The sequence below is a fragment of the Oceanobacillus sp. B139/18 genome (assembly GCF_055524595.1).
This window is the reverse complement of record NZ_JBVFXI010000006.1, coordinates 200,190-224,854: the sequence shown is the minus strand read 5'-3', so window position 1 is coordinate 224,854 and position 24,665 is coordinate 200,190. Positions and strand designations below refer to the sequence as shown.

Genomic DNA, 24,665 nt, shown 5'->3' with positions numbered 1-24,665 from the left:
TGACAATGCCATCTGGAATGAAAGAAGATGACTTGTCAGTGGAATTTCAGATGATTGCGGTAAGCGGGAAATAATATGATGCAATGATAAATAGCCCTAAAAGGAGTAAACTTTTCGTAAAGAAGCTCCTTTTAAGGCTGTTATGCTCGTTTTATATGTTTGAAAAGTGGCTTCACTTTGGCTTGGATATAAGCACTCCACGGAAAATAGTTTTCCCATTGTTCCGAATGAAAAATATCAAGCTGAGGAAGTTCTGTAAATAAAACGGTTAAGTATTCAAATGGATTAATTCCATTTTCTTTAGCTGTTTGGATGATACAATACCCAATGGTGTTCGCTGGAGCTCCAGCCATCCTGGTAGAAAAATACCAGTTTTTGCGTCCGAAGGTGACGGCCCGAATGAAACGACCTGCGAGATTATTACTTATGAAAAGGCGTCCGTTTGTTAAAAAGCGTTGAAGAGATATCAACGCTAAGAAAAGTATTTTGTTTATTCTGTTATGCCAAATCGTTCATTAAATAATTTAGTGTCCTCAATATACTTCAATAATTCGCTTTTATTATTTTCAGTAATTAAATAAATAAGTATATCAATGATAAAAACTGTCCCCAGATGTGAATTAGAATAAGAATAGGAATGGATACTAGTTAATAATAAAAGGTCTGCATTTTGTCCAATATTATGGGATCGTGAATTTGTAATTGCAACTTGAGGAATTGCTTTTTCTTTTAGAAAGTCACTGTATAATCGCATTCTTTTAGAATATGAAGGAATAGATATAAAGATTACTAAATCATCTTTTGTTAAACCTCGTATATAATCTAACGCTTCTACAGATTCTCCGTCTATGAGGTTGGACTTAGAAAATACTTCATTTAAATGAACATTTAACATAGCAGCTGGACCGTAAGAATTTTGTCTTGCTAGTATCAAAATCTTTTTTGCATCTACTATTTTATTCATGAAATTAACAAATGTATCCAATGAATTTTTATTAAATACTTCGTCGATATTTTTAATTGATTTATTATATATCTTTAAAAGATCTTTATTATGATTTTTAAAATCTACTTTGTCATTATTAATAATTTCATCTTTTGGATTTGCGAGTCTAGATTTAAGGATTACCTGTAATTCTTTCTGAAATTGGGGGAAGCCCGAATAGCCCAAATCCTGAGAAAATCGAACAACAACTGATTCACTAACGTCAGCACTTCTAGCAACTTTTGAAGCAGGCAAAAAAGCTGCCTCTAGCCAGTTATCCAGGATATAATATGCTACTCTTTTTTTCGCGCCACTTAAAGTATCTAAGGAATTTTGTATTTTCTCAAACAATGACATATTTCTCTCTCCAGTTAGTTTATGATTTTGAATTTCTTTTCTATTTAACCATATCATAATTTGAATAAGTATTGATTAATAAATTAAAATTATTCGATAGTTAAGATTAATAAATGCTTTATTTAGTAGGTGTGGTGCGTAAAGAATTTAATTTCATATGTTCTATTCGCCTTCCATTACAAATAAAGTCATAATTATATAACTTTGATGCTGTATTGACAATAGAATCGATTAAAGGGGTTTTTATGTTAGCTAACTTTGCAAGCTCCCTCATAGGTACCAAGCTCATTGGTATATCCTCCATAACATACCTTGAATGAATATCAGTTGGAGCAGAAATATCTTTATAACTGTTATTCAATTGAATTGCCTCATACAATGTTTTTCCGTTAACTTCGTAATTAAAGTTAACCCATTCTTTTGCAGATTGGATATCCAAGCCAAATCCTTGTGCTATAGTCAATCTCTCTTTATCAAGTGATTCCAATAATTTGGAAATTGATGGCGTGATACCTTCATGGTAATACTTAAAATTCTCTTTACATTCTATTCTTGTTAAATTAAATAAAAATGGCACAGGATGAAAAATAGCTCCTATATTGCTCAGACTAGTTGTTATAACGCTTTCGCTATTATGGAAATAAGGAAGATAATTATTTACCTGATCCGTTATTTTCTGGGACATGGATGTAGGGATTGAGGCAAGGCCTACACTTTTCTTTACTCCATGAATTTTTATTTCTGTTGGATTATCTTTTCTAGCAGCAAATAGCATTGTTTCTGCCTCAGCGATTATATTTTCTTTTCTTTTTGAAGTAAAAATATTTTTAAATTCTAATGCGCCTCCAGTCCTGCCGGGATGCAATACAACAATTTGATTCTCTATAATAGTTTCTGATAACTCTATTGCAATTGAATGATGGGCAAAAGCAGGAACTACAACAAATATAAAATTCATGTCAATAAGAGTTTCTTTTAGGTTATTTGATACGAAATTAAACCTAAGTTTTTTTGTTCTCCCATTTGAAATCATTGTTATCTCGTTATTGTTTTCTTGAATAGGATTGATAGCGCTATCAAATTTATCATATAAATTAACTTTTATACCCCTTTCAATTAATTTTGCACCAAAAGCAAGACCGCCATTTCCAGCCCCTATAATGAGAACTCCCATTCTTCTTTTCCTCCTTTGCAAAAATTATTGTTGCTTAGCAAGAATAATTGTGATAATTTAAATTATATATTAATTCTGAAAAGGAGGAAAGTATTTTGAAAACAAATTTATTAATTTTAAACCAAGAAGAAGTTAAAAGAAGTGGTGGTGAGGACATATCTCTTGCTATTAAAACGATGGAAGAAGTTTTTTCATTGCATCAAAAAGGAGAGTATGTACTACCAAATAAAAATGTATTGCGTTGGGGGGATATAGAAACGGAGACTACAAGAGGCAGAATAAATTCAATGCCAGCAGCAATCGAAGGAGATTTTAATTCAGTAGGTATAAAATGGATTTCCAGTTCGCCAACAAATCCTGATAAATATGGGTTGCCAAGAGCATCTGGGATTATAATATTAAATGATTATGAGACATTATTTCCTAAGGCAATTATGGATGGAATGTTGCTAAGTGCAATGAGGACTGGAGCAAACTCAGGGGTAGCCGCTAAACATTTAGCAAAGAAAAATTCTAAAGTATTAGGTTTAATTGGAGCTGGGGCGCAAAATAAAACACAGCTTTTAGCAATGAAACATGTTTTAGAAGATTTATCTGAAGTAAAAATAAATGACTTAAATATTGAACGTGCAAAGCAATTTGCAGAGGAAATGAGTGAAAAAACTAATTTACCAATAACTGTAGTTAATACAGCTGAAGAAGCTGTTAGAGGATCAGATGTATTTATAACAGCTACTGTTTCAAAGGTTCCGATAGTGAAATATGAATGGATTGAAAAAGGAGCATTATATTTACATGTAGGAAGTCATGAATGTGAATTTGAAGTTATAGATAAAGCAGATAAGATTGTTGTAGATGATTGGGAAGAACTTAAGCATCGAGGAGTAGAATCTATTTCTATTATGTATGCAGAAGGAAAGTTTGAAGAAAATAAAATACATGCTCAACTGGGTGAGGTGGTTAATGCCGTAAAATCATCAAGGACAAGTGATGAGGAATTTATTTATTTTAATAGTGTTGGAATGGGTATTCAGGATGTAGCGTTAGCATCTGTGATTTATGAGAAAGCAATACAAGAAAATATAGGTACTAATTTTGATATGTGGGGAAACCCTACTTTGGTGTGAATTTGTAAGGGTTTACATTAGTTGTGAGAGGGAGGGAAAAGGATGATACCAACAGAAGCTATAACGTCAGAAAATCTTAATAGCTTATTATTTTATTTTACAGTTATGGGGCTGCTATTAGTATTAGCTATATTCGTAAGATTAAAGATAAAAATATTTAAAAAGTATTTTATTCCAGCATCATTAATAGCAGGGATTTTGGGTTTGTTTTTAGGTCCTTACGGTGCTAAATTGTTTTCGGAAGAAATGGTTAGCACATGGGGAGCATTAGCAGGAATATTGATATCAGTTGTTTTTGCTCCAATGCTTATTGGAATGAAAAAAGAGAAACAAGATGGTACAGGGAAATTGGTTGCAAGACATTTAATATATAGCTATACGGGTAGTTTATTACAAATATCCATCCCATTGATAGTAGCTTCATTAATTTTAATTCCATTATTTGATTTAAATGAAATGTTTGCTTCGATAATTGAAGTAGGATGGGCTGGCGGTCATGGAACAGCAGCCGGTATGATTGAAGTATATAATGATCTGGGATGGACTGATGGAGCATCATTAGGCGTTACGGCGGCTACTTTTGGAATCATAATAGGTATAATTTCGGGAGTAATAATGATAAACCATGGTGTAAGAAAAGGATACACTTCGATTATAAAAAAATCGGAAGAATTGAGTGGAAGTAACGACAGTGATGTAATACCAATAAAAGCTCAAAAGTCAAACTCTGTAAATACTTTAAACCCGGATTTAGTAGAGAGTTTTGCTTTTCATGCAGGTCTTATTTCAATTGCAATTCTTATTGGATGGTTTATCCAACAAACAATTGCCTTATATATTCCTGGTATACCTCTTTTCCCTCTTGCAATGATTGGAGGACTTATAGTTAATTTAGTTATTTCAAAAACGAAGTATGTCGATATGATAGACGTTAATACCCTGAATAGAATTCAGGGTATCGCATTAGATTTTTTAGTGTTAGGAGCAGTAGCTTCCATTCAAATTCCAATTGTATTAGAGTTTGCTGTGCCGTTAGCAATTATAACAATTATAACGGTGGCTGTTATGATTTGGTACTTTTATTTTCTTGGAAAAAGATTTTTTCCTAAAGATTGGTTTGAAAATTCGATAGTACATTATGGAGCATATTCCGGAGTGACAGCTATTGGTTTAATGTTATTAAGAACCGTAGACCCAGAAATGAAAACGGATGCTGCTAAAGGTTTTGCATTAAGAGCTCCATTTTATAGTCCGATCTTAGGCGGGGGATTAATAACTTCTATCATTCCAGTGCTCATGTTAAATAGCAGCTCATTAATAATAGGGGTATCGGCTTTAGGTATATTAGTATTGTTACTTGTTGTGAGTAAATTATTTGGATTATTTGAAAAACCTCAATCTCCTCAATCTAATGAGGAAAAAGTATCTTCTCAATCAAAGAGAGATATTGTCTAACTATATAACTGATATAGGGCGTGAATGGATATGGTATAAGCTATAGAGATGAAAATATTTAAGTATACGCGCGTTTACTTTACAAGATAATCTTTTTAAGATAATAAGTTAGTAGTTTGGGGCTAGAAAGTACGGTGAAGGAACAGTGATATAAAGAATCATTTTACACAATAGCAACATTTAGTGTTGTTAAGCAATATATATTGTTGTATTATGAACTGTAACATATTAACTCAATGAAGTTGGGGAGTACAAACAGCAATGTGTTTATCTATATAGGCAGCGTTGATTAAGGGATTTAAGATGTAATCAACTCTTATATATCACTAAGCTAAAGAGACAAATAGAAGCCAAAAAGGGAACCTACTAGAAAAACTTATTATTAATTAACGTAAATCTGGTTATTTTTAAAAAAATATATTGTTAGCGTTTACAATCGATGAGTATAAAAGAGGAGGAAGAATTTTGGGATATAGAATAGGAATAGATGTAGGAGGAACTTTTACTGATGTTTGTATTTTTGATGAACAGTCTGGAAAAATATTAATCTATAAGCTATCTTCTACAAATAAAGACCCCTCTACGGCTATTATAGATGGTATTAATACAATTATGGAAGAAAACAATTTATTAAAAAGTGATATTAATTATCTTGTTCATGGAACAACAGTAGGGACGAATGCTGCGATTCAAAGGACAGGTGCTAAAACTGGTTTATTAACTACATCAGGCTTTCGAGACATCGTAGAAATTGCTCGACAAACGCGACCATCTTTATATGATTTGACAGAAGATAAACCAGAACAGCTTATTAAAAGAAGGCTCCGGAAAGAAGTGGATGAGAGAATACTGCATGATGGAAGTATTTATAAAAAAATTGATGTCGAGGAAGCTAAAAAAACTGTGACTGAGCTAATAGAAGAGGGTATAGAGTCTATCGCGGTTTGTTTTTTACATTCTTATATAAACCCTGAACATGAAAAAGTTATTAAAAATATTATCAATGAAACGTACCCCAATGTATTTGTGTCAATATCTAGCGAAGTATTACCCGAGTATAGAGAGTATGAACGTTTAAGCACAACCATTCTTAACAGTTATATAGGTCCAGTTGTTAGTGATTATATTAATAGATTTGAAAATAATTTAAAAAATAATGGGATAGATGTAAATCCTTATATTAGTCAATCAAGTGGTGGAACGATGTCTACTTCCACAACGAAAAAAAATCCGGTACGTACTGCTTTATCAGGTCCTAGTGCTGGGGTTTCTGGCGCTATTTATGTCTCCGAGTTAGCTGGTTTTGAAAATATTATTACATTAGATATGGGAGGGACAAGTACCGATGTTTGTTTGATTCAAGATTTAAAGGCTAATAGTGCTACTGGCAAAAAAGTGGCTGGTTTTCCAGTAAACTTACCTATGATAGATATTCATGCGGTAGGTGCAGGAGGCGGAAGTATTGCTTGGATTGATAGTGGTGGAGTACTTAAAGTTGGTCCACAAAGCGCCGGGGCTGAGCCAGGTCCTGTAAGTTATGGATTGGGTGGTGAAGAGCCTACAGTAACTGACGCAAATATACTATTGAGAAGATTAAATCCTAAAGAAATATTAGGCGGGAAAATGAAGGTCGACTCAGCAGGAGCTCATCAAGCTGTAGATAATAAATTAGCCAAACCGCTAAATATGGAAAATAATGAGGTTGCTCAAGGAATAATTAAAGTAATTAATTCAAATACCATGAGGGCTGTTCGTGTTGTTTCAGTTGAACGTGGACATAATCCTAGAGACTTTACGTTGGTGGCATATGGCGGGGCTGGGCCATTACATGCGGTTGATGTTGCAAGAGAGCTCGGTATGAAAACAGTTTTAATACCAGAAAGTCCCGGGATTTTATGCGCTCTCGGATTATTAGTGGCAGATTTAAAAATGGATTATGTACAAACAAAAATAATGATGGCTGATTCAACCAACTTAAATGATATTCAAATAGAATTAAAAAAACTAGATAGTAAAGCCGGTAAATGGTTTGAAAAAGAAAACATTGAAGAAAGCCATAGAATTGTTAACCGTTCATTAAACATGCGTTATAAAGGACAGAATTATGAATTATCGGTTCAACTTACAGGTGAACTCGAGAACGAAGCTCAACTTAATCAAATAATTGATCGTTTTCATAAGACCCATGAAAAAAGATATGGTTATGCAAATTATAAGGAAGAAGTTCAAATCGTAAATTTTCGAACGGTCGTTTCAGCTGAAAAAAAGAAAGTCTCTTTGAAAAAATATAAAACGGATTCAGAGTCAGGAAAGGACATAGTAGACAAAAGGAATGTTTATTTTGAGGAGTGCGATGGATATGTAGAAACAAATATATATGACCGAAATTTAATTGGTGTTGGTGAAGAAATACAAGGGCCATGTATTATTGAACAGCTTGATTCAACGATTGTTGTTCCACCCAATGTCACTGCCAAAATGGATGAATATAGAAATATTATTCTAAATATAGGAGGTTAGAAGATTGGGTAAAAAAGCTATAGATCCGATTATGATTGAAGTATTAAGTAATGCTTTACTTTCCGTCGCAGAAGAAATGGGGGTTACATTAGTAAAAACATCGTATTCTACTAATATTAAAGAGAGGAAAGATTCCTCTACAGCTATTTTTAATGAAAAAGGTGAAACTATTGCCCAGGCTGCAGCAATACCTATTCATCTTGGCTCTATGCTGGGCATTTGTAAAGAAATTCTAAAGAAATTTGATTTGGAGGATATTCATCCTGGAGATATGTTTATTGCAAACGATCCATATAATGGCGGGGGCACTCATCTTCCGGATATAACTATCGCAGAGCCTGTATTTAGTAATGGTAAGATAATAGCCTTTGTCGCTAATATAGCGCATCATTCTGACGTTGGAGGAATGGTTGCTGGAAGCTCTTCTGGTAATTGTACAAGCATTTTCCAAGAAGGTATTCGTATTCCGCCAGTTAAGTTAATTGAGAGAGGGGAGTTATCTCAATCTATTATTGATATGATTTTACTAAATTGCAGGACCCCCAAAGAAAGACTTGGAGATATAAAAGCTCAAATTGCTTCTAACAAATTAGGGAGTAAGAGAGTTAATGAACTTGTAACTAGATATGGGTTGGATGAATACCAAAGTAGTTTAGATGAATTATTATTATACACGGAAAGAAAGGTAAAAGAAGGTATTAAGAAAATACCTAATGGAACATATGAATTTATAGATTATTTAGATGACGATGGGATAAATTTAAATACTAAGATTCCTATTAAAGTTAGAATTATTGTCGATAATGAATTCATTCATTTGGATTTTACAGGAACAAGCAAACAGGTCACAGGAGGAATTAATGTTGTATATACAGCGTTATTAGCTACTATTTACTATGCGTTAAAAGTAGTGATTGATCCAACTATTCCTTCAAATTCAGGATACTATGGAGCAATAAAAGTTACAGCTCCGGAAGGAACAATCGTTAACGCTGTTTCACCTGCTCCTGTTGGTGGAAGAACAGATGCTTGTCAAAGAATTGTTGATGTTATCTTTGGAGCTCTCTCCGAAGCGGTGCCTGAGAAAGTTGTAGCTGGTTGTAATAGTGCTGTTACAACAGTATTATTTTCAGGATATGATAATGAAAGAGATAAATATTTTGTTTATCCAGAGTCAATAGGAGGAGGGTTAGGCGCAAGGTATAATAAAGATGGTTTAGATGGAGTCCACGTGCATGTTACGAATTCATCTAATCTTCCTATAGAATCTATGGAAATGGAATATCCTTTACTTCTTGATAAATTTGAATTACGAAACGATTCAGGTGGTGCAGGTAAATTCAGGGGCGGTCTTGGAATTAGAAGGGACTATAAAGTACTGAATGATGTTGAATTTGCCACTCATGGTGATAGGCAAGTCATTCCTCCTTGGGGGCTATTTGGAGGCAGAGAAGGGCAATGTGGAGAGTTTGTTATTAATCCAGATACTAAAAACGAGAAGAAATTAGAAACTGGCAAGGTTTCTGATGTCTCTTTAAAATCTGGAGATATTTTGAGTGTACGAACTCCAGGTTCGGGCGGTTATGGAAATCCGGAAGAAAGGGATAAGGAATTGCTGACAGAAGATGTTTTAGAGGGGAAAGTCACTAGTTATATTTAGAAAATTGTTAATATACAGCTAATACTAACGAAAACTACTTTTAATCAATTTGGAGGTAAGCGAATGAAGCGGATAATTTTATTCATTATTACTATATCCTTAACCCTAATTGTTGCTAGCTGTTCTAATGATTCTGAAGGTTCTTCAGGTATGTCAAATAATTTATCGATTGCTGCAGGTACAATAGGGGGAGGCTTTCATTCTGGTGCAACTGCTGTCTCTAGTGTTATTAATGATAATATCGAAGGAGTTCAGGCAAATGTTGAGGTCACCGGATCATCTGTAAATAATGTTGAACTTTTACAAGCTGGTGAAGTAGATCTTGCTTTTTCTTCAACCGAAGTTGCATGGGAGGCTTATCATGGTGAATTTACCTTTGAAGGAAATTCTCATGAAAAATTAAGAACTCTAGTGCCCGGATGGCCAGGGGTATGGATGTTTGTCACTTTGGAAGGAAACGGAATTGATTCTATACATGATTTGAATGGAAAAAGTTATAGTTCTGGTCCAAAAGGGAGTGGTAATGAAGTATTCGCAAGTAGGGTATTTAATACCTTTGGGATTGAACCAGATATACAAAACTTACCGACCTCTGATGCAGCGGATGCTTTAAAGGATGGTCTTATAGATGGTTTTTCAATAGCATGGCCTTCAGAAGCAATTACTGAATTAGAAACTAGTGAAGAGGTGAAAATTGTTACTTTATCTGATGAAGAAAATGAAGCATTCTTAGAGGAAAATCCCCCTTATCCTATTTTATCTATTCCTCCAGATGTTTATAATGCAGTACCTGATGGTAGAGAAGCGCTTGGATTATACAATTTATTGCTAGTAAGTCAAGATATATCTGAAGAGCAAGTGTATAATCTTCTAGAAACTATCTACGAAAATGAGTCACAAATTGAACAAACATGGCCACAGATGGCAAATGGAATGTTATATGAAAACATAGGAGAAACTACAATTCCATATCACCCTGGAGCAGTTAAGTACTTTGAAGACCAAGGCATAGAAATCCCTGAAGACTTGAAACCGGAATAAATAAAATGGTAAGTAAAAGGTTCCTCTCTTTTTGAATGAGGAACCTTAATATAATTTGATGCAAGTATTATAAAGGGTATTTTGCTACTAAAATATGTAAACAGGTGGTGAAAGAGCTTGAATTTTATAATTAAGGTAATAGGAATTTCCTTGCCAATTTTAATTGTGTGGTCATTAAATTTTAATCCTTTATCGCCAAGTCTTTTCCGACCATTAATTATCCTTTTGTCTGCTGTATTAATTTTTGGAATATTTAAATCTAAATATCGTTGGCTTGATATTTCTTTAATGATAATATCAGTTGTTACTTTTTGGTATGCTATTCAAGAAGTCGAGGAAATATTAGGAAGGGGAGGAATTCATACAACATCTTTAGATTTAATATTTGGAACATTAGCTATTTTATTAGTTCTGGAGATAACCCGCAGAACGGTAGGAATTGCTCTACCAATAGTAACAATAGCATTTCTTTTATATGCTTTATTTGGTGAATTCATACCAGGAAATCTAGGTCATGGTGGATATTCTTATAACAGAATCATTACTACTCTGTTTACTTATGATGGTATGTTCGGTACCCCAATCGCAGTAACGGTAACATTTGTGGCGATGTTTATCGTATTTGCAGCAATATTAAATTTAACCGGCGTAGGGGATGTATTCTTAAATCTGTCCAAATCTGTAGCTGGCAGTTATCGAGGAGGACCAGCAAAAATGGCAACAATTGCTAGTGGTTTGTTTGGAAGTATATCCGGAAGTGCGGTTGCAAATGTAGCAGCAACTGGATCTCTAACAATTCCTATGATGAAAAGATTGGGTTATAGTAAGACATATTCAGGTGCAATAGAAGCTGCAGCATCAACTGGTGGTCAATTTATGCCACCTGTAATGGCAGCAGGCGCCTTTCTTATGGCAGAAATTTTAGGTGTTCCGTATTTAGAGGTAATGTATGCGGCCTTGATTCCATCGATTATATTTTTTGTTACTATTTGGTTTTCTATAGATTTTCGTTCCGCTAAGCTAGGATTGAAAGGGCTTTCGAAAGATGAAATTCCGAGTTGGAGAAAACTTTTAATAAATAGCGGTTATCTATTAACTCCGCTTGTTATTTTAATAATTATGTTGGTAGTCTTTCAGTATTCACCAATTAGAGCAGCATTTTATTCCTTAATCAGTTCAATAATTCTAAGTTTTATTAAGAAGGAGACAAGACCTAACTTAAAAACTTTAGGTAATTCCCTTATTGAAGCTTCAAAAGGGCTTATTAGTATCGTTGCTCCGGTAGCTGCAGCCGGATTAGTGATTGGGGTCATAGGTTTAACAGGACTAGGTGGCAAAGTTGCGAGTTTGGTCATTGGTATGTCTGGCGGAAGTATTTTGCTGGCTCTTGTATTATCAATGATTACAGCCATCATTTTTGGTATGGGGTTACCTACTACCGTATCCTATTTATTAGTAGTATCCATTCTAGCGCCTGTCTTATCAGAATTAGGAGTAATTCCAATAGCAGCTCACTTGTTTATCTTTTATTTTGCTAGTTTATCTGGAATTACTCCACCAGTAGGATTGGCAGCATTTACTGGAGCAAATATTGCTGGATCGCCTCCTATTAGAACGGCATTTATGGCTAGTAGATTGGCTATCGCTGCATTCATACTGCCGTTTCTATTCGTGTTTAATAATTCATTACTGATGATGGGGAACTGGTTTGATATTATACTTAGTGCTATTACCGCAATCATTTCAGTAATGGCTTTAGCTGCAGCTTTAGAAGGTTGGTTTATAACTAATCTCAACGTATGGGAGAGAATCTTTTTACTAATGGTTGCATTTTTGCTTATTTACCCATCTTATGTAACAGATATTTTAGGGAGCTTTGCGGTCTTAGGAGTATTTTTATATAAGAAGAATCATAATAAACAAAAGAAGGAAGATATTGATGAGGTAGATGATTCTTATTCTGTGAATAAATAAGCTAGAGTATTATCATTTTGGGATAAGCTATAGTTAACAGGTTCGCTTGAAGGAAAAACATTTTCTTTAAGGATCGTAATTAACTGTAAATGGAAATAGTAAGCTAATATATTAATCATGAAAAAATCAATCCTAGAGACTAGGGTTGGTTTTTTCATGATTGAAAATTTAACGTTACTATTTAATGTAAAAACTTCTAATTACTATAAACATTCAATAAAATTTTTAAATATACTGGTTTATAAGTTGACTACAGTTGAATTAATGTAAAAGAACTTCCAGATTTATATATCTTAGAGTTAACCCTTCCTTATTACACTCTTTCGTTCATATTTCCTCTGCGGCTGATGCTTAATTAAACAACTATTTATAGAGCTAAATGTTTAGTATAAAACCCTCATTTTTAAATTCAATAGCAGACAATATACCTTTATTAACAAGCAAAAATAAAGGATTCATTGCACTGGAACGAAATATGAATTCATAGATAAAACGTATTTTTATTGTTTAAAATTCATATATTGATTATCGAACAAGTTGTAAGGTTTTTTGAGGAGGGCAAATCATAATGAGAGAAAGGTTGAAATCAAATTTATCGAAAAATGTTATTGAGTATTTATTTGCACCATCGATTGAAACAGAACAATATCGTTCGTTTGAGTCAATGATGGAAGTAAATAGGACACATCTCACTATGTTAGTTTCAGAAGGGATTATAACAACTGAAGCTGGCAAAAAAATTAAGGAGGCATTGGAGGAAATAAAAGCAGCTGGTCCGGAGCAATTGGAAATCGATCCGAATCTGGAAGATTTATATTTTAATATAGAGGCAGCTTTGATTGAAAAGGTGGGTAAAGAGATTGGTGGTCAACTGCATACCGGAAGGAGCAGAAATGATTTATATGCGACTGTGCTTAGAATGAATAGTCGTAATTCAGTACTAGAAATATGTGAGTTGTTGATTAAACTGCGTCGAACGCTTTTAACTCTTGCTGAAAAAAATAAAAATGTTGTGATGAGTGCTTATACACATATGCAGCCAGCGGAACCCATCACCCTCGGGCACTATTTCTCAGCGATTCTTTATGCAATAGATAGAGACTTTACCCGTTTAAAATCGTCTTTTGATAGTATAAATTATTCGCCTTTAGGATCGGGAGCTATCGCATCAACAACATTCCCTATTAATAGGAAGCAAACAGCAGAACAACTAGGTTTTACTGATATAATGGGAAATTCACTTGACGGTGTTGCTTCACGTGATTATATCCTTGAATCATTATCAGCGTTAAATATACTGGCTAATAATATTAGCCGTCTGAGTCAGGATTTATACATCTGGTCGACAGATGAATTTAGTCTTGTTGAGGTAGGAGATTCAGTAGCTGCAAGCAGTAGTATTATGCCTCAAAAGAAGAATCCTATTACCTTAGAGCATATTAAAGCAAAGTCCGGACATGTATTGGGTGGATTAGTTTCTGTAACAAGTATTATGAAGAATACACCTTATGGACATTCACGTGATATTGCGGGGGAAAGTCACAAGGGCTTTTGGGACGCTGTTGCCGAAGTGAAGGCAATTATTATTTTGATGAATGAAACACTTGAAACTTTAACATTTAAAGAAGAACGTATGTTAACTAAAGCGAAGAATAATTTTTCTACTGTAACGGAATTAGCCAATGTCCTTGTTAGAGAAGCAAATATCTCTTTTCGTGAAGCACACCAAATTGTTGGTCAGTTAGTTAGTGAAATGCTTGAATCAGATACATCGGTTACCGAAGTCACTCCAGAAGTGATTCGAGATATTTCTTATCAAGTAGTAGGAACAGAACTTTTTATTTCAGAAAATTCTATAAAAAAGGCGTTGAATCCTATAGAAAATGCCAAAGGAAAAAATGTAGAGGGTGGGCCGTCGCCAAGTGCAGTGAAATCACAATTAAATACCCTGAAAATCAAATTAAACCAAGACGGTGAATGGTTAAAGGAACAATATCAACTTCTTACTGATTAAAAAGAAAACGTAGTTAATTTTAAAGGGGAAACTTTTCGTTAACTTATAGGGGGGCAATGGATATGGTTAAAAATCTGAAGTTTTTAAAATTTGTTATGGTTATTTTTGCAATACTTATTTTTGCTTATGGATGTTCAAAGGATGAAGCAGATGGATCAGGGGATAGTTCCAACCTATTATTAGGTACTTCCAGTCAAGGGGGAACCTATTATGTTTGGGGAGGGGGCTGGGCAGATATTATCGGAAACACCCTTCCTGACGTAGATGTATCTGTAGAAGTATCGGGAGGACCGACTTCGAACGTTCAATTAATTCAGAGTGGGGATATGGATTTAGGGTTTGTAACAACATGGTTAGGCGCAGAAGGATATAACGGGGAAGGATGGACAGATGTAGAGCATGATAAGATTCGCGGTATGTTTATCATGTATCCGAGTGTGATGCATATGTATTCTCTGCAAGAAAATGGAATTGAGTCGATAGAAGACTTTAGTGGAAATCATGTTAGTACTGGACCGCCAGGAAGTACAAGCGCAGAGGCGGGAGAAATATTAATGGACGCCCTTCAAATTGAACCAAGCAGAATAAGTAATATACCAACCAATACATCAGTTGATGGGTTAAGAGACGGGACAAACGATGCAGGATTTGCTATCACTGGATTACCAGGACCTTTTATGTTGGATTTGGAAACAACACATGATGTTCAGCATATAGGCTTGTCTGATCAAGAAATGGAAACGGTTCTATCTGAAAACCCATATTGGGATTCTATCGATATACCTGAAGATACCTACCAGCATTTAGAAGAAGATATTTCTGTAGTAGCTTTCTGGAATTTAGCTGTTGCATCGGAAGATTTATCAGAAGACTTAGTATATGACTTGGTAAAAACAACCTTTGAAAAACATGAAGAATTATTAGCAGTGGACCCGACAGCAAAAGATACGATTGCAGAAAATATTACGTATAGCACGGTTCCGCTACATCCAGGTGCTATAAAGTACTATGAAGAGCAGGGGATTGATATACCAGATGAACTTATTCCGCCAGAAATGAAGTAGGAGATAGCATGCCAATCAATTCTGTTTTTGCAGGAGGTATATATGTCTAATAACCTAAAACCAGAGAATCCTGAAATAGAATTAAGCAGCGCAAAAAGAAGTTTAAAAGGATACCAGCTGAAAGTATTTATTACGATCGCATCCTTTATGTCATTGTTTCATATTTTTGTACTAGGTTTTTACCCTATTACGCCATGGGTTTTATATACCATTCATTTAGGTTTGGGAGCCATATTGGTTTTTCTGGTCTACCCTTTTAAAAAGTCACCTAAAAGAGAAGGCGTAACCATCATGGATGTCATTCTGATTTTATCTGTCATCTTTGCGGGAACTTATCTTATCTTAGAAATGGATCAGCTAATATATCGAATTGGCGTGGCGCCAACAACTTTAGATTTAATCGTTAGTATCTTATTAATTGGAGTTGTCCTGGAAATAACGAGAAGAACAACGGGGCTGATTTTACCAATTTTGGCTGTGTTTTTTATCTTATATGCCTATTTTGGATCGTATTTTCCAGGAGTTTTAGAACATAGGGGGTATGGATGGGATAGAATTTTAAGTTATCTAATTAGTTTGGAGGGAATATTTAGTGTCCCAATTGGGGCGTCAGCGAGTTTTGTATTTCTATTTATCCTGTTCGGATCCTTTTTAGGTGAATCAGGGGGAAGCAGATTCTTTATTAATTTTGCAATTGGAGCAACAGGAGGAAAACGGGGAGGCCCTGCTAAAGCAGCAGTGCTTTCCAGCGCCTTATTCGGATCTGTATCTGGAAATTCTGTAGCTAATGTAGTATCTACAGGTGTTTTCACTATTCCTTTAATGAAAAAGATAGGTTATGCACCAAGGTATGCAGGTGCTATTGAAGCCGTAGCTTCTACTGGTGGACAGATTATGCCTCCTATACTGGGGTCTGCAGCGTTTATTATGGCCCAGTTGGTAGGAGTAGCTTACCTGGATATTGTGGCAGCCTCTGTTATTCCAGCGTTACTATATTTTGTTACAGTGCTGATTATTATTGATTTGCAAGCTGCTAAATTAGGATTGAAAGGGATGCCGAAACATACCCTTCCTAATTTGAAAGAGATACTGATAAAAGAAGGGTATCTATTTATTCCATTACTAGTTTTAATTTTTGTCATGACCGTATTAAAAGCAAGCCCAATCAAAGCTGCCATTTGGGCAATCGCGTCTATTATTCTAGTGACGATATGGAGAAAGAAAACGAGATTAGGGCCTAAAAGGATTATTAAAAGTCTATCCAATGGAGCGGACTCTGCTTTAGGTATGATTGCTGCCTGTGCAACAGCAGGTATTATTATTGGTGTTCTCAATTTAACAGGAGCAGGCTTAAAATTTGCTTCATTAATTATATCTTTTTCAGGAGGACACCTGCCAATTGCACTCATACTTACCATGTGTGCAACGATAATTCTAGGAATGGGTCTGCCGACAACAGCAGCTTATCTGATTACTGCTGCTGTTGTTGCACCAGCTTTAATTCAAATGGGAGTCGATCCGATTGGTGCGCATATGTTTGTATTTTACTTTGCATGTCTATCTGCTTTCACGCCACCTGTGGCATTGGCAGCATATGCAGCAGCTGGAATTTCCCAAGCTAAGCCAATGCAAGTAGCTATGACGGCAATGAAAGTGGGCATTGTGGCATTTATCATTCCGTTTGTATTTGTTTATGGTCCAGCTATTCTATTAGACGGATCTGTTATGGAGATTATGCTTGCTACAATCACTGCTTTAGCTGGTGCCTTTATGTTAGCCAGCGCGGTAGAAGGATGGTTTTTGGCAGCAAAAGCACCTGTTATTGTAAGAATTTTATTGATTGGCAGTGCACTAACGATGATTATTCCAGATGTTTTAACAGATATTATCGGAATTGCGATTGTTGTATTGGCTGTTTTTTATCAAATTATTGTTAAAAAGAAAAGAGCACGTGTAAACCATGAGGAGGAGAATACGATATGAAATTTACGATTATTGGAGCTGGAAACGGCGGACAAAGCATGGCAGCTCATTTAACTTCAATAGAACAGGATGTTGTTTTATATGATATTCAAACGGAGTTGATAGGGGCAATTAAAGAACGTGGAGGAATCAAGGCGGAAGGTGTAGTAGAAGGGTTTTTCCATGTAGAAGCGACGACAGATTTAGAGGTTGCAATGAATGATACAGACGTCATTATGGTGACGACAACCGGACCTGCCCATAAACATGTTGCAAAGGCTATTGTTCCATTTTTACAAGATGAACAAACAATTATAATTTTACCAGGGTATTGGGGCGCACTGGAGTTTAGAAATATTTTTAAAGAAGCTCAGAGTGATAAAAATGTCTATATTGCTGAAACGGAATCACTTATCTACACCTGCCGTTCTATTGCACCAGGACATGTCCGAATTCGAAAAATAAAAGAAGGCTTAGAATTTGCAACACTTCCGGCGAGGGATGGAGAAAAAGTAAAGAGCCAATTAAAGGATGTTTATCCGCAGTTCAAATTGACGGATAGCGTTTTAACAACAACATTGAATAACACCAATCCAGTTTTTCATGTGCCAATTACGTTATTTAATGCAGGAAGAATTGAAGCGGCAGGAGACTTTTACTTTTATCCGGACGGAGCAACCCCTTCTATAGTTCAGATCATGGACAAATTGGAAGAGGAGAGAAAGCAGATCGCTGAAAAATTACAAATAAATTTAGCTACCTGTCAAGATTTGCTCGTACGTTTCTATCAGGTAAAGGAAAAAACCTTATATGAAGCATTTCAAAAGAATCCTGCTTACCAGACAGGAAAAGCGCCAACAACGCTAAACTATCGTTATATTTACGAGGATATCCCATATGGGCTGTATCCGCTGGTAAAGCTGGGAGAACAATTAGGGGTGGAAATGAAAACAGCCAAGTTGCTCATTGAAACGGCTGAATTATTGGTCGATAAGGATTTACAAAAAGATGGGCTGGAATTATCCGATTTAGGTTTAGCTGATATGTCAGGTGATGAGATGAAGAAATATTTGATTGAAGGGGTGAAGCAGGGAGTTTAAGGATATGAAGTGTGAGGGAGTTGATTGATAGTAAAAATATTTTTTAGTCACCTGGATTGGACTTGATCTGGGTGTTTTTTTGTTTGGTGGATGGGTTATAAGAAGCTGCAGTTTGTTTGAATTAGAAAAGTGTTAGTCTGAATATTTATTTAAAATAAATCATATTGCCTAATTCGTCAGAAAGGATATAATAAAATAAAGTATTTAGATTAGTCTAAAGTTTTTAGTGGGTTGTTAAAAAATGGGTCATTTTCAAGCTTTTGGTGTATTTCAGAAAATAGATGAGTATATATTTAGGAAATCTGCATATATACAGTGGGGAGACCAAAAAGAGTCTATAGGAAGTTTTTTGTTATTAAATCCAGGAGGAGCGGAACCTTCTAACGTAAAAGCATTAGAAGGAGAAATAGATGGACACCATAGAGTAGAGCCAGATCCTACTATGAAACAAATGATTAAACTAGTTGAAAAGATTTATAAAACGGATAGATTGAACGGAAGAATTTATATCTATAATCTTTTTTCGCTGAGAAATCCTGAACAAAAAATGCGATTCCAAATTTTGAGCAGCTGGTGGAGGAAAACTTAATTGATCCTGTAGAATCTATACCTTCTATAGAAGAACTTAAAAAACATCCGTGGATTTGCTGTGGTTGGGGAATTAATACGAAAAAAAGTTTTAAAAATTACAAGAGTCAGGAATCCGTACTTTTGGGAAATTACATAAAAACGGAACCGACTATTATCATTTGCGGCCACGATTAATAAAGGCTCAAGAGCAGCTTGTTGAGGAGCTGTTGGATATTTATCGAGCGGAGTAATGGGTATAACATGAGAATTTAATTTTCAAGAAAGCAAGGAATTCATGGCTCTTTACTGTATATGAAAAGACAACTAGTGAAGTTAAACACTATTGACTTAACTTTTGTCAGTGTAAAAGAAAAGCCGCAGGTCTGTCTTAAATAATGCCAAATAGGCGCACTTGCTCAAATGTGGTGACACGTGCAAAGCGGTTCCAAACTTTTATTGGTGGGTCTAAGTACCCTTCCATTGACTGCAAAGCACCTAGCTTTATAGTCAATGGCGAGCAGCTACTGCTATGGATCTGACTTTCGTTTAAAGAAATAGTACCATTAGTAGCTCTCAGTTCCATAAATAGTGGATTAAAATTACGCATGAGCGTCTCATTTCATCTGCAGTACCCAGGAGCTCACCAAAAAGAGGGAGAAAATAAGTCTTCTATAATTAAATTAGTTTACTTGTTATTCAAATTTAGTTGCTAATACAGTGAATTATTCCTAAAGAATTTATGCTTTTGGTCGATACTATTAATATAAGTAAAAAATAGTAGTGTAATTAGAAATGCGACAGTACCTAAGAGGATAGGATGTGAATTGATATGTGGAAAGATAGTGAAACAGAAATGGATTTTCTAGACTTTGATTATTTAATTGATACAGTTAGCAACATTATAAAGAATGATGCACTTGTCCCATCAACAGTAGGAGTATATGGTGATTGGGGGAGTGGTAAATCTAGTCTCATCAATATGAGTATTAATTCACTCAAAGAAGATAAGGACACTGAGAGCATTTATTTTAATGGATGGTTGTTTGAGGATTATGAAGATGCTAAGACGGCGCTTTTGGGGAATATTTTAGATACCATAGAACAAAATCGGAAACTTGATGAAGCAGCCAAGAAATATATTGCAGGGCTTTACAAGAGTATTAATAAAATGAAATTAGTAAAAAAAGCAATTCGAACAGGAGCCGATTTTATGATAACTGGAGGTAGTAATGTTTTAGCAGATACAATATTATCTACAGTTATTGATAAAGCGCTTACCTCGTCTAGTGGTATCATTAAAGATGATTGGGTAGATATAATCAAAGCAGAATTGAGTGACAAGGAATTAAGGGAAGATATAAATGCTTTTCGTGAGAATTTTGATAAATTACTAAAACAAACTAAGATTGAGAGGCTTGTTGTATTTATTGATGAATTAGATAGATGTAGTCCTGATACTATTCTTGATACATTAGAAGCTATCCGGCTATTTCTCTATGTCGGGAATACAGTTTTTATTATCGGAGCTGATGAGCGACATATATCTTATGCTGTGCAGACAAAATTCAATGAGATAGAAGGATACGGGATTGATATAGGGAAAGAATATTTGGAAAAAATTATTCAATATCCTGTAAGAATACCTAGATTAAGTGCTAGTGAAGTGGAATTATATATAGCACTCTTATTTATGCAAAAAGAATTAGAATCCGATGAATTTGAAAAAGTTATTGATCTTGTCCATGACAAAAAAAAGGAAAATTTCTTCGATTTCAATTTGGATTACGCAGTTCTTACAGAATTTAATGATAAAATTGCAGACAAAGTCAAACTTAGCTTGGAGGTTGCTAAGCAACTTTCATCAGTTCTTGCTGGAGGGTTGAACGGCAATCCTAGACATTGCAAGCGATTTTTAAATTCAATGGAAATGCGAATGGACATGGCTAAGTACAAAGGAATCAATTTGGATAAAAGAATACTTTCGAAAATAATGATGCTTGAGTATTTTAAACCTAAAATGTTTTCAGAGCTGGTGGATGCAGAGGTGGATATTGATGGAAGCCTAATAGAATTAAGGGATTTTGAAAAAGGAGAACTAGATAAACTTCAAAAATTAAAGGTTTGGGAAAAAGATAGTTGGGTGAAAAATTGGATAGAAAAAGAACCTTATATTGGCTCTGAAGATTTAAGACCTTATTTTTATTTTGGAAGAACTTCTCTAGATAAACAATATGAGACAGGAACAACTAAACTTAGCCGGGAAGCTCAAGGTGTTCTAAGGGACTTACTTGCTGGAACACAATCAGGACTTAATTCTGCAATACAGAATTCGGATAGAGTTAACGATTATGAAGTAGGTTTTATTATAGAACATTTGTTTACCCAGATTAAAGAATCAACAGAAATCGCGGATATGCAATTGAGAGCTTTGTTAGAGTGGGGACGGAAAAAGGAAGTAATACATGTAAGCATTATCAAAGATTTGCAGTCTATAGATGGTTCAAGAATTAAACCGCCGCATATTCCTCGAGTTCGAAACTTTGGAAATGAAATAGGTAAATTATCTGAAATTGATAGTATACTAGATAGCTGGGGAAAGGATAATCCAAAATTAAAACCATTAATTGATGTAGAAAGGGAGGGGTAATATGGGTACATCTAGTATTTTTGATGGGCCAGTTAATCCTTTGCTTCCAGATGACTATATAAATCCTGTTCTGGATAACAATGGGGATGAAGGTACTTCTGAACCAGAGGAAAAGGAACCTTTAGACAGAGACTCTGCTGATTTTGAACAGCCAGATGACCGAGATAATAAATTGGAACAACCTGTTGTCCCTTCCCCTAGGTGGAAGGATGTAAAGACAGCTATGACTAGCTATGTGAAAGGCCAATCATCTAACCGAGAACGTGTTATGAATCATTATGTAGGAGCGTCTGGAGGTTCAAAGAGATTAGCTCAATCATCTGCTGCGGGAAGAAATACTGCAGTTAGTTTAGGAAGGATTCTCCAAGATTTTAAAAATAATGGTGTGAAATCGACTTTGCAATCGCTACAAATTGACTATGTTGGGAAAGGAATTAAACCACTATTGTCTGAACTAGTTAATGTTATATCAGAGAAATCCAATTCTAAAGAAGACATAGCAGCAAGAGGAGCTGCAAATGAAGCCGTAGCAGAGATGTATGACATTATTACTGAAAATGGTGGAGGTGTAGAATCGTTACAAAGAATCGATGAACTTACTTTCAGAAAAATCTTTGAGGTATTTATGAGTGAATATATTTTTAATAGAATCATGAGTGATCTCCAAAGTAGATTTGAGAAGTATGAGAATAACCCTAAAGCAGCAGTAAAAAAAGAACAAGAACTTAAGGAATATGTAAAAGTTAAAACCGAATTAAGAGTAAGAGAAATTCATCCAGAAACACTAGATTATTCATCAAAAAGTATATCCAACGAGATAAATAATTTATTCATTAAATGCTACCAGGCATTTGAAAGCTATGTATAATAAATAGACATACGGAGGTGAAATATTAATGGACTTAGTATATAAATTCAATGCTGGAGATGATTATCCAGCCCCTACAGGTAGCAAAATATGCGATATGAAAGATTATCGATATACATTTTGGAATTCTCAATTAGAGACATTGCCTCAATATATGAGTACTAAAAGCATAGATTTATTAATGTTATCTTTAGCAGTATATGGTGCTGATCGTTATTTACTGCGTAAAAACTCAATTGATGGCTGGAAAAGGAATATACACATTCATTTACCAGTTATAAACCTTGAGTGTATGAATTTGAATAAAAAATTGATAAAGGATATTCTTAATTTTTTAAGCGGAGATAATTGGGAATTAAGTTTTCGACAGAGGGAATATACTGACGAAGAAAAAAAGTATAGAGATAAGATTGAGAATAGTAAGATAGAAAAAATTAATGCTAATCGAATATGTATGTTTTCAGGGGGATTGGATTCGTTTATTGGTGCTACTGATTTACTTCAAGAAGATGAAAAAGATATAATTTTTGTTAGTCACTATGGTGGAGGTAAGGGTGTACGTGAGTACCAAGATTACTTACGAAAGGAATTTATTAAAGAATATGAAATAAACAATAACAATTTCTTTTCATTCTTTGCGGCTCCTCCTGGTGGAATAGAAGACACAATGCGTACCAGATCCTTTATGTTTTTCTCTCATGCTATAGCTTTGGCATCTTGTTTTAAAGGAGATGTCGATTTAATTGTACCAGAGAATGGATTTATTTCTATAAATGTTCCTTTTACTTATTCCCGAACGGGCACTAGTAGTACACGGACGACACATCCATATTACATGGGACTACTCCAGAAACTTTTACATGAATTGGACCTTGAAATTCGTATTAAAAATCCATATCAATTTAAGACGAAGGGTGAAATGATAACTGAATGTAGGAATCAGAGCTTTCTGAATCGAAATATTGCACAAACTATGTCATGCTCACATCCTGATGTTGGTCGAATGCGTGGCGAAAGTGAAACTCAACATTGTGGAACATGTCTACCTTGTATAATCCGAAGAGCATCTATAAAGAAATCGAAATTTGATGATAGTACACAGTATTATGATCCAAACTTTACGTCAGAAGGTACAACAAGGACAAATTTAAATTCATATTTACTTGGGCTGCAGAAATATGACGAGAAGAATGCTTACCTAACAATTCAAACATCCGGACCTTTAATGGATAATATTGAAAGATATGAATCAATATATAAGAGAGGGATAGCTGAACTGAAAAGTCTCCTGGAGGAATACAATGGGAATTATTAAATACGACACCCATACACATATTGATCTATATAAAAATATGAAAGATTATATTAGCTATATTGAAAATTCACATAGCTATACAATTGTTATGACTAATCTTCCTGATTTATATCAAAAGTATTTTAGAGAACACGATGAATACAAATTTATAAGATTTGCTTTAGGATTGCATCCTGAGTTGGTTCATCAGTATAAGTCACAAATGTTAATATTTCATGAATTTGTAAAAACAAGTAGATATATTGGAGAAGTCGGTTTAGATTTTACAAAGGGAGTAGACCAAGAACAAATTAAAGTTTTTAAAGAAATAATGGAGGCATGTAAACAGTACGATGGTAAAATAATTAGTGTTCATAGTAGACGGGCAGTTGATAAAGTAATAGATATTATAGGAGAAAGTAAAGGAAACAGGATTATTCTTCACTGGTTTTCTGGAACAATGAAACAATTAGAAAGGGCCATTAATCATGATTTTTATTTTTCTGTCAACACTAATATGCTTAATAGTAACAAGGGGAGGCACATAATTAAGCGAATTCCAAAGGATAAATTACTTATTGAGAGTGATGCACCGTTTACAGATGCTACGAAACATAGTTATAATCTAGATTTTATTGATAATTTATTTATTAAAACAGCAGAGCTTTTAAATATATCTAAACAAGAGGTCGGAGAAATTTACTCTGAAAATTTTATCAGGCTTCTTAAGTCATAAATGCTTGTACTTAAAATATTTGTTATCTATAGAACTATGATATCGGAAAATCCTTGCGATTTTTGTGCGAAAGAGGAATATAGGATGTTATGAATGAATAGTAGAAACCCCCTTAAG

The 24,665-nt window shown here is 34.6% G+C and carries 18 protein-coding genes; 15 read left to right on the top strand and 3 right to left on the bottom strand.

What is annotated here, in order from left to right:
- Positions 1-140 precede the first annotated feature (140 nt).
- The 3 genes from ACZSMY_RS17560 to ACZSMY_RS17550 form a co-directional block, all read right to left on the bottom strand.
- The gene (locus ACZSMY_RS17560) at positions 141-470 is read right to left on the bottom strand and encodes a transposase domain-containing protein (RefSeq protein ID WP_354005222.1); all 330 of its coding nucleotides are present in this window, start codon (positions 468-470) and stop codon (positions 141-143) included.
- Between the two features lie 20 nt (positions 471-490).
- The gene (locus tag ACZSMY_RS17555) at positions 491-1,342 is read right to left on the bottom strand and encodes a MurR/RpiR family transcriptional regulator (RefSeq protein ID WP_256705146.1); all 852 of its coding nucleotides are present in this window, start codon (positions 1,340-1,342) and stop codon (positions 491-493) included.
- Between the two features lie 118 nt (positions 1,343-1,460).
- Positions 1,461-2,516: an NAD/NADP octopine/nopaline dehydrogenase family protein gene (locus ACZSMY_RS17550; RefSeq protein WP_332094455.1), complete on the bottom strand. Its 1,056-nt coding sequence runs from the start codon at positions 2,514-2,516 to the stop codon at positions 1,461-1,463.
- A gap of 95 nt (positions 2,517-2,611) precedes the next feature.
- On the opposite strand from ACZSMY_RS17550, the gene ACZSMY_RS17545 reads away from it, so the two are divergent.
- From ACZSMY_RS17545 to qatD, 15 genes are all read left to right on the top strand, one after another.
- Positions 2,612-3,643 (top strand): ornithine cyclodeaminase family protein, encoded by a 1,032-nt coding sequence (locus tag ACZSMY_RS17545; protein ID WP_256705144.1) that lies wholly within the window; start codon positions 2,612-2,614, stop codon positions 3,641-3,643.
- Positions 3,644-3,685: 42 nt separating this feature from the next.
- Entirely contained in the window at positions 3,686-5,098 is a 1,413-nt protein-coding gene (locus tag ACZSMY_RS17540; protein WP_256705143.1) for a sodium/glutamate symporter, read from the top strand.
- Between the two features lie 465 nt (positions 5,099-5,563).
- Positions 5,564-7,618 (top strand): hydantoinase/oxoprolinase family protein, encoded by a 2,055-nt coding sequence (locus ACZSMY_RS17535; protein WP_465148070.1) that lies wholly within the window; start codon positions 5,564-5,566, stop codon positions 7,616-7,618.
- 4 nt (positions 7,619-7,622) lie between these two features.
- The gene (locus ACZSMY_RS17530) at positions 7,623-9,278 is read left to right on the top strand and encodes a hydantoinase B/oxoprolinase family protein (RefSeq protein WP_465148069.1); all 1,656 of its coding nucleotides are present in this window, start codon (positions 7,623-7,625) and stop codon (positions 9,276-9,278) included.
- A gap of 63 nt (positions 9,279-9,341) precedes the next feature.
- Positions 9,342-10,319 carry a TAXI family TRAP transporter solute-binding subunit gene (locus ACZSMY_RS17525; protein WP_465148068.1) on the top strand — a complete coding sequence of 326 codons (978 nt, stop codon included), beginning with the start codon at positions 9,342-9,344 and terminating at the stop codon, positions 10,317-10,319.
- Between the two features lie 117 nt (positions 10,320-10,436).
- On the top strand, positions 10,437-12,293 hold the full coding sequence (locus ACZSMY_RS17520; RefSeq protein ID WP_465148067.1) for a TRAP transporter permease: 1,857 nt from the start codon (positions 10,437-10,439) through the stop codon (positions 12,291-12,293).
- A 568-nt stretch (positions 12,294-12,861) separates the two neighbouring features.
- The gene (gene argH / locus ACZSMY_RS17515; RefSeq protein WP_465148066.1) at positions 12,862-14,307 is read left to right on the top strand and encodes an argininosuccinate lyase; all 1,446 of its coding nucleotides are present in this window, start codon (positions 12,862-12,864) and stop codon (positions 14,305-14,307) included.
- A 62-nt stretch (positions 14,308-14,369) separates the two neighbouring features.
- Positions 14,370-15,371 carry a TAXI family TRAP transporter solute-binding subunit gene (locus ACZSMY_RS17510; protein WP_465148065.1) on the top strand — a complete coding sequence of 334 codons (1,002 nt, stop codon included), beginning with the start codon at positions 14,370-14,372 and terminating at the stop codon, positions 15,369-15,371.
- Positions 15,372-15,413: 42 nt separating this feature from the next.
- Positions 15,414-17,354, top strand: a complete 1,941-nt coding sequence (locus tag ACZSMY_RS17505) for a TRAP transporter permease (RefSeq protein WP_465148064.1) — start codon at positions 15,414-15,416, stop codon at positions 17,352-17,354.
- Positions 17,351-18,433 (top strand): NAD/NADP octopine/nopaline dehydrogenase family protein, encoded by a 1,083-nt coding sequence (locus ACZSMY_RS17500; RefSeq protein WP_465148063.1) that lies wholly within the window; start codon positions 17,351-17,353, stop codon positions 18,431-18,433. Before ACZSMY_RS17505 ends, ACZSMY_RS17500 begins: the two co-directional genes overlap by 4 nt.
- 241 nt (positions 18,434-18,674) lie before the next feature.
- Complete coding sequence (locus ACZSMY_RS17495) at positions 18,675-19,022, top strand: hypothetical protein (protein WP_465148062.1); 348 nt, start codon at positions 18,675-18,677, stop codon at positions 19,020-19,022.
- Between the two features lie 810 nt (positions 19,023-19,832).
- Entirely contained in the window at positions 19,833-21,650 is a 1,818-nt protein-coding gene (locus ACZSMY_RS17490) for a KAP family P-loop NTPase fold protein (protein ID WP_465148061.1), read from the top strand.
- Position 21,651: 1 nt separating this feature from the next.
- Entirely contained in the window at positions 21,652-22,518 is an 867-nt protein-coding gene (locus tag ACZSMY_RS17485) for a hypothetical protein (protein WP_465148060.1), read from the top strand.
- A 28-nt stretch (positions 22,519-22,546) separates the two neighbouring features.
- Positions 22,547-23,833 carry a Qat anti-phage system QueC-like protein QatC gene (qatC, locus tag ACZSMY_RS17480; RefSeq protein WP_465148059.1) on the top strand — a complete coding sequence of 429 codons (1,287 nt, stop codon included), beginning with the start codon at positions 22,547-22,549 and terminating at the stop codon, positions 23,831-23,833.
- On the top strand, positions 23,820-24,548 hold the full coding sequence (qatD, locus tag ACZSMY_RS17475; protein ID WP_465148058.1) for a Qat anti-phage system TatD family nuclease QatD: 729 nt from the start codon (positions 23,820-23,822) through the stop codon (positions 24,546-24,548). The genes qatC and qatD overlap by 14 nt, the downstream gene beginning before the upstream one ends.
- Positions 24,549-24,665: the final 117 nt, after the last annotated feature.

Coding starts and splice junctions, on each gene's coding strand:
- ACZSMY_RS17555 (WP_256705146.1), bottom strand. CDS start 1,342: ATGTCATTGTTTGAGAAAATACAAAATTCCTTAGATACTTTAAGTGGC.
- ACZSMY_RS17550 (WP_332094455.1), bottom strand. CDS start 2,516: ATGGGAGTTCTCATTATAGGGGCTGGAAATGGCGGTCTTGCTTTTGGT.
- ACZSMY_RS17540 (WP_256705143.1), top strand. CDS start 3,686: ATGATACCAACAGAAGCTATAACGTCAGAAAATCTTAATAGCTTATTA.
- ACZSMY_RS17525 (WP_465148068.1), top strand. CDS start 9,342: ATGAAGCGGATAATTTTATTCATTATTACTATATCCTTAACCCTAATT.
- argH (WP_465148066.1), top strand. CDS start 12,862: ATGAGAGAAAGGTTGAAATCAAATTTATCGAAAAATGTTATTGAGTAT.
- ACZSMY_RS17510 (WP_465148065.1), top strand. CDS start 14,370: ATGGTTAAAAATCTGAAGTTTTTAAAATTTGTTATGGTTATTTTTGCA.
- ACZSMY_RS17505 (WP_465148064.1), top strand. CDS start 15,414: ATGTCTAATAACCTAAAACCAGAGAATCCTGAAATAGAATTAAGCAGC.
- ACZSMY_RS17500 (WP_465148063.1), top strand. CDS start 17,351: ATGAAATTTACGATTATTGGAGCTGGAAACGGCGGACAAAGCATGGCA.
- ACZSMY_RS17495 (WP_465148062.1), top strand. CDS start 18,675: ATGGGTCATTTTCAAGCTTTTGGTGTATTTCAGAAAATAGATGAGTAT.
- ACZSMY_RS17490 (WP_465148061.1), top strand. CDS start 19,833: ATGTGGAAAGATAGTGAAACAGAAATGGATTTTCTAGACTTTGATTAT.
- ACZSMY_RS17485 (WP_465148060.1), top strand. CDS start 21,652: ATGGGTACATCTAGTATTTTTGATGGGCCAGTTAATCCTTTGCTTCCA.
- qatC (WP_465148059.1), top strand. CDS start 22,547: ATGGACTTAGTATATAAATTCAATGCTGGAGATGATTATCCAGCCCCT.
- qatD (WP_465148058.1), top strand. CDS start 23,820: ATGGGAATTATTAAATACGACACCCATACACATATTGATCTATATAAA.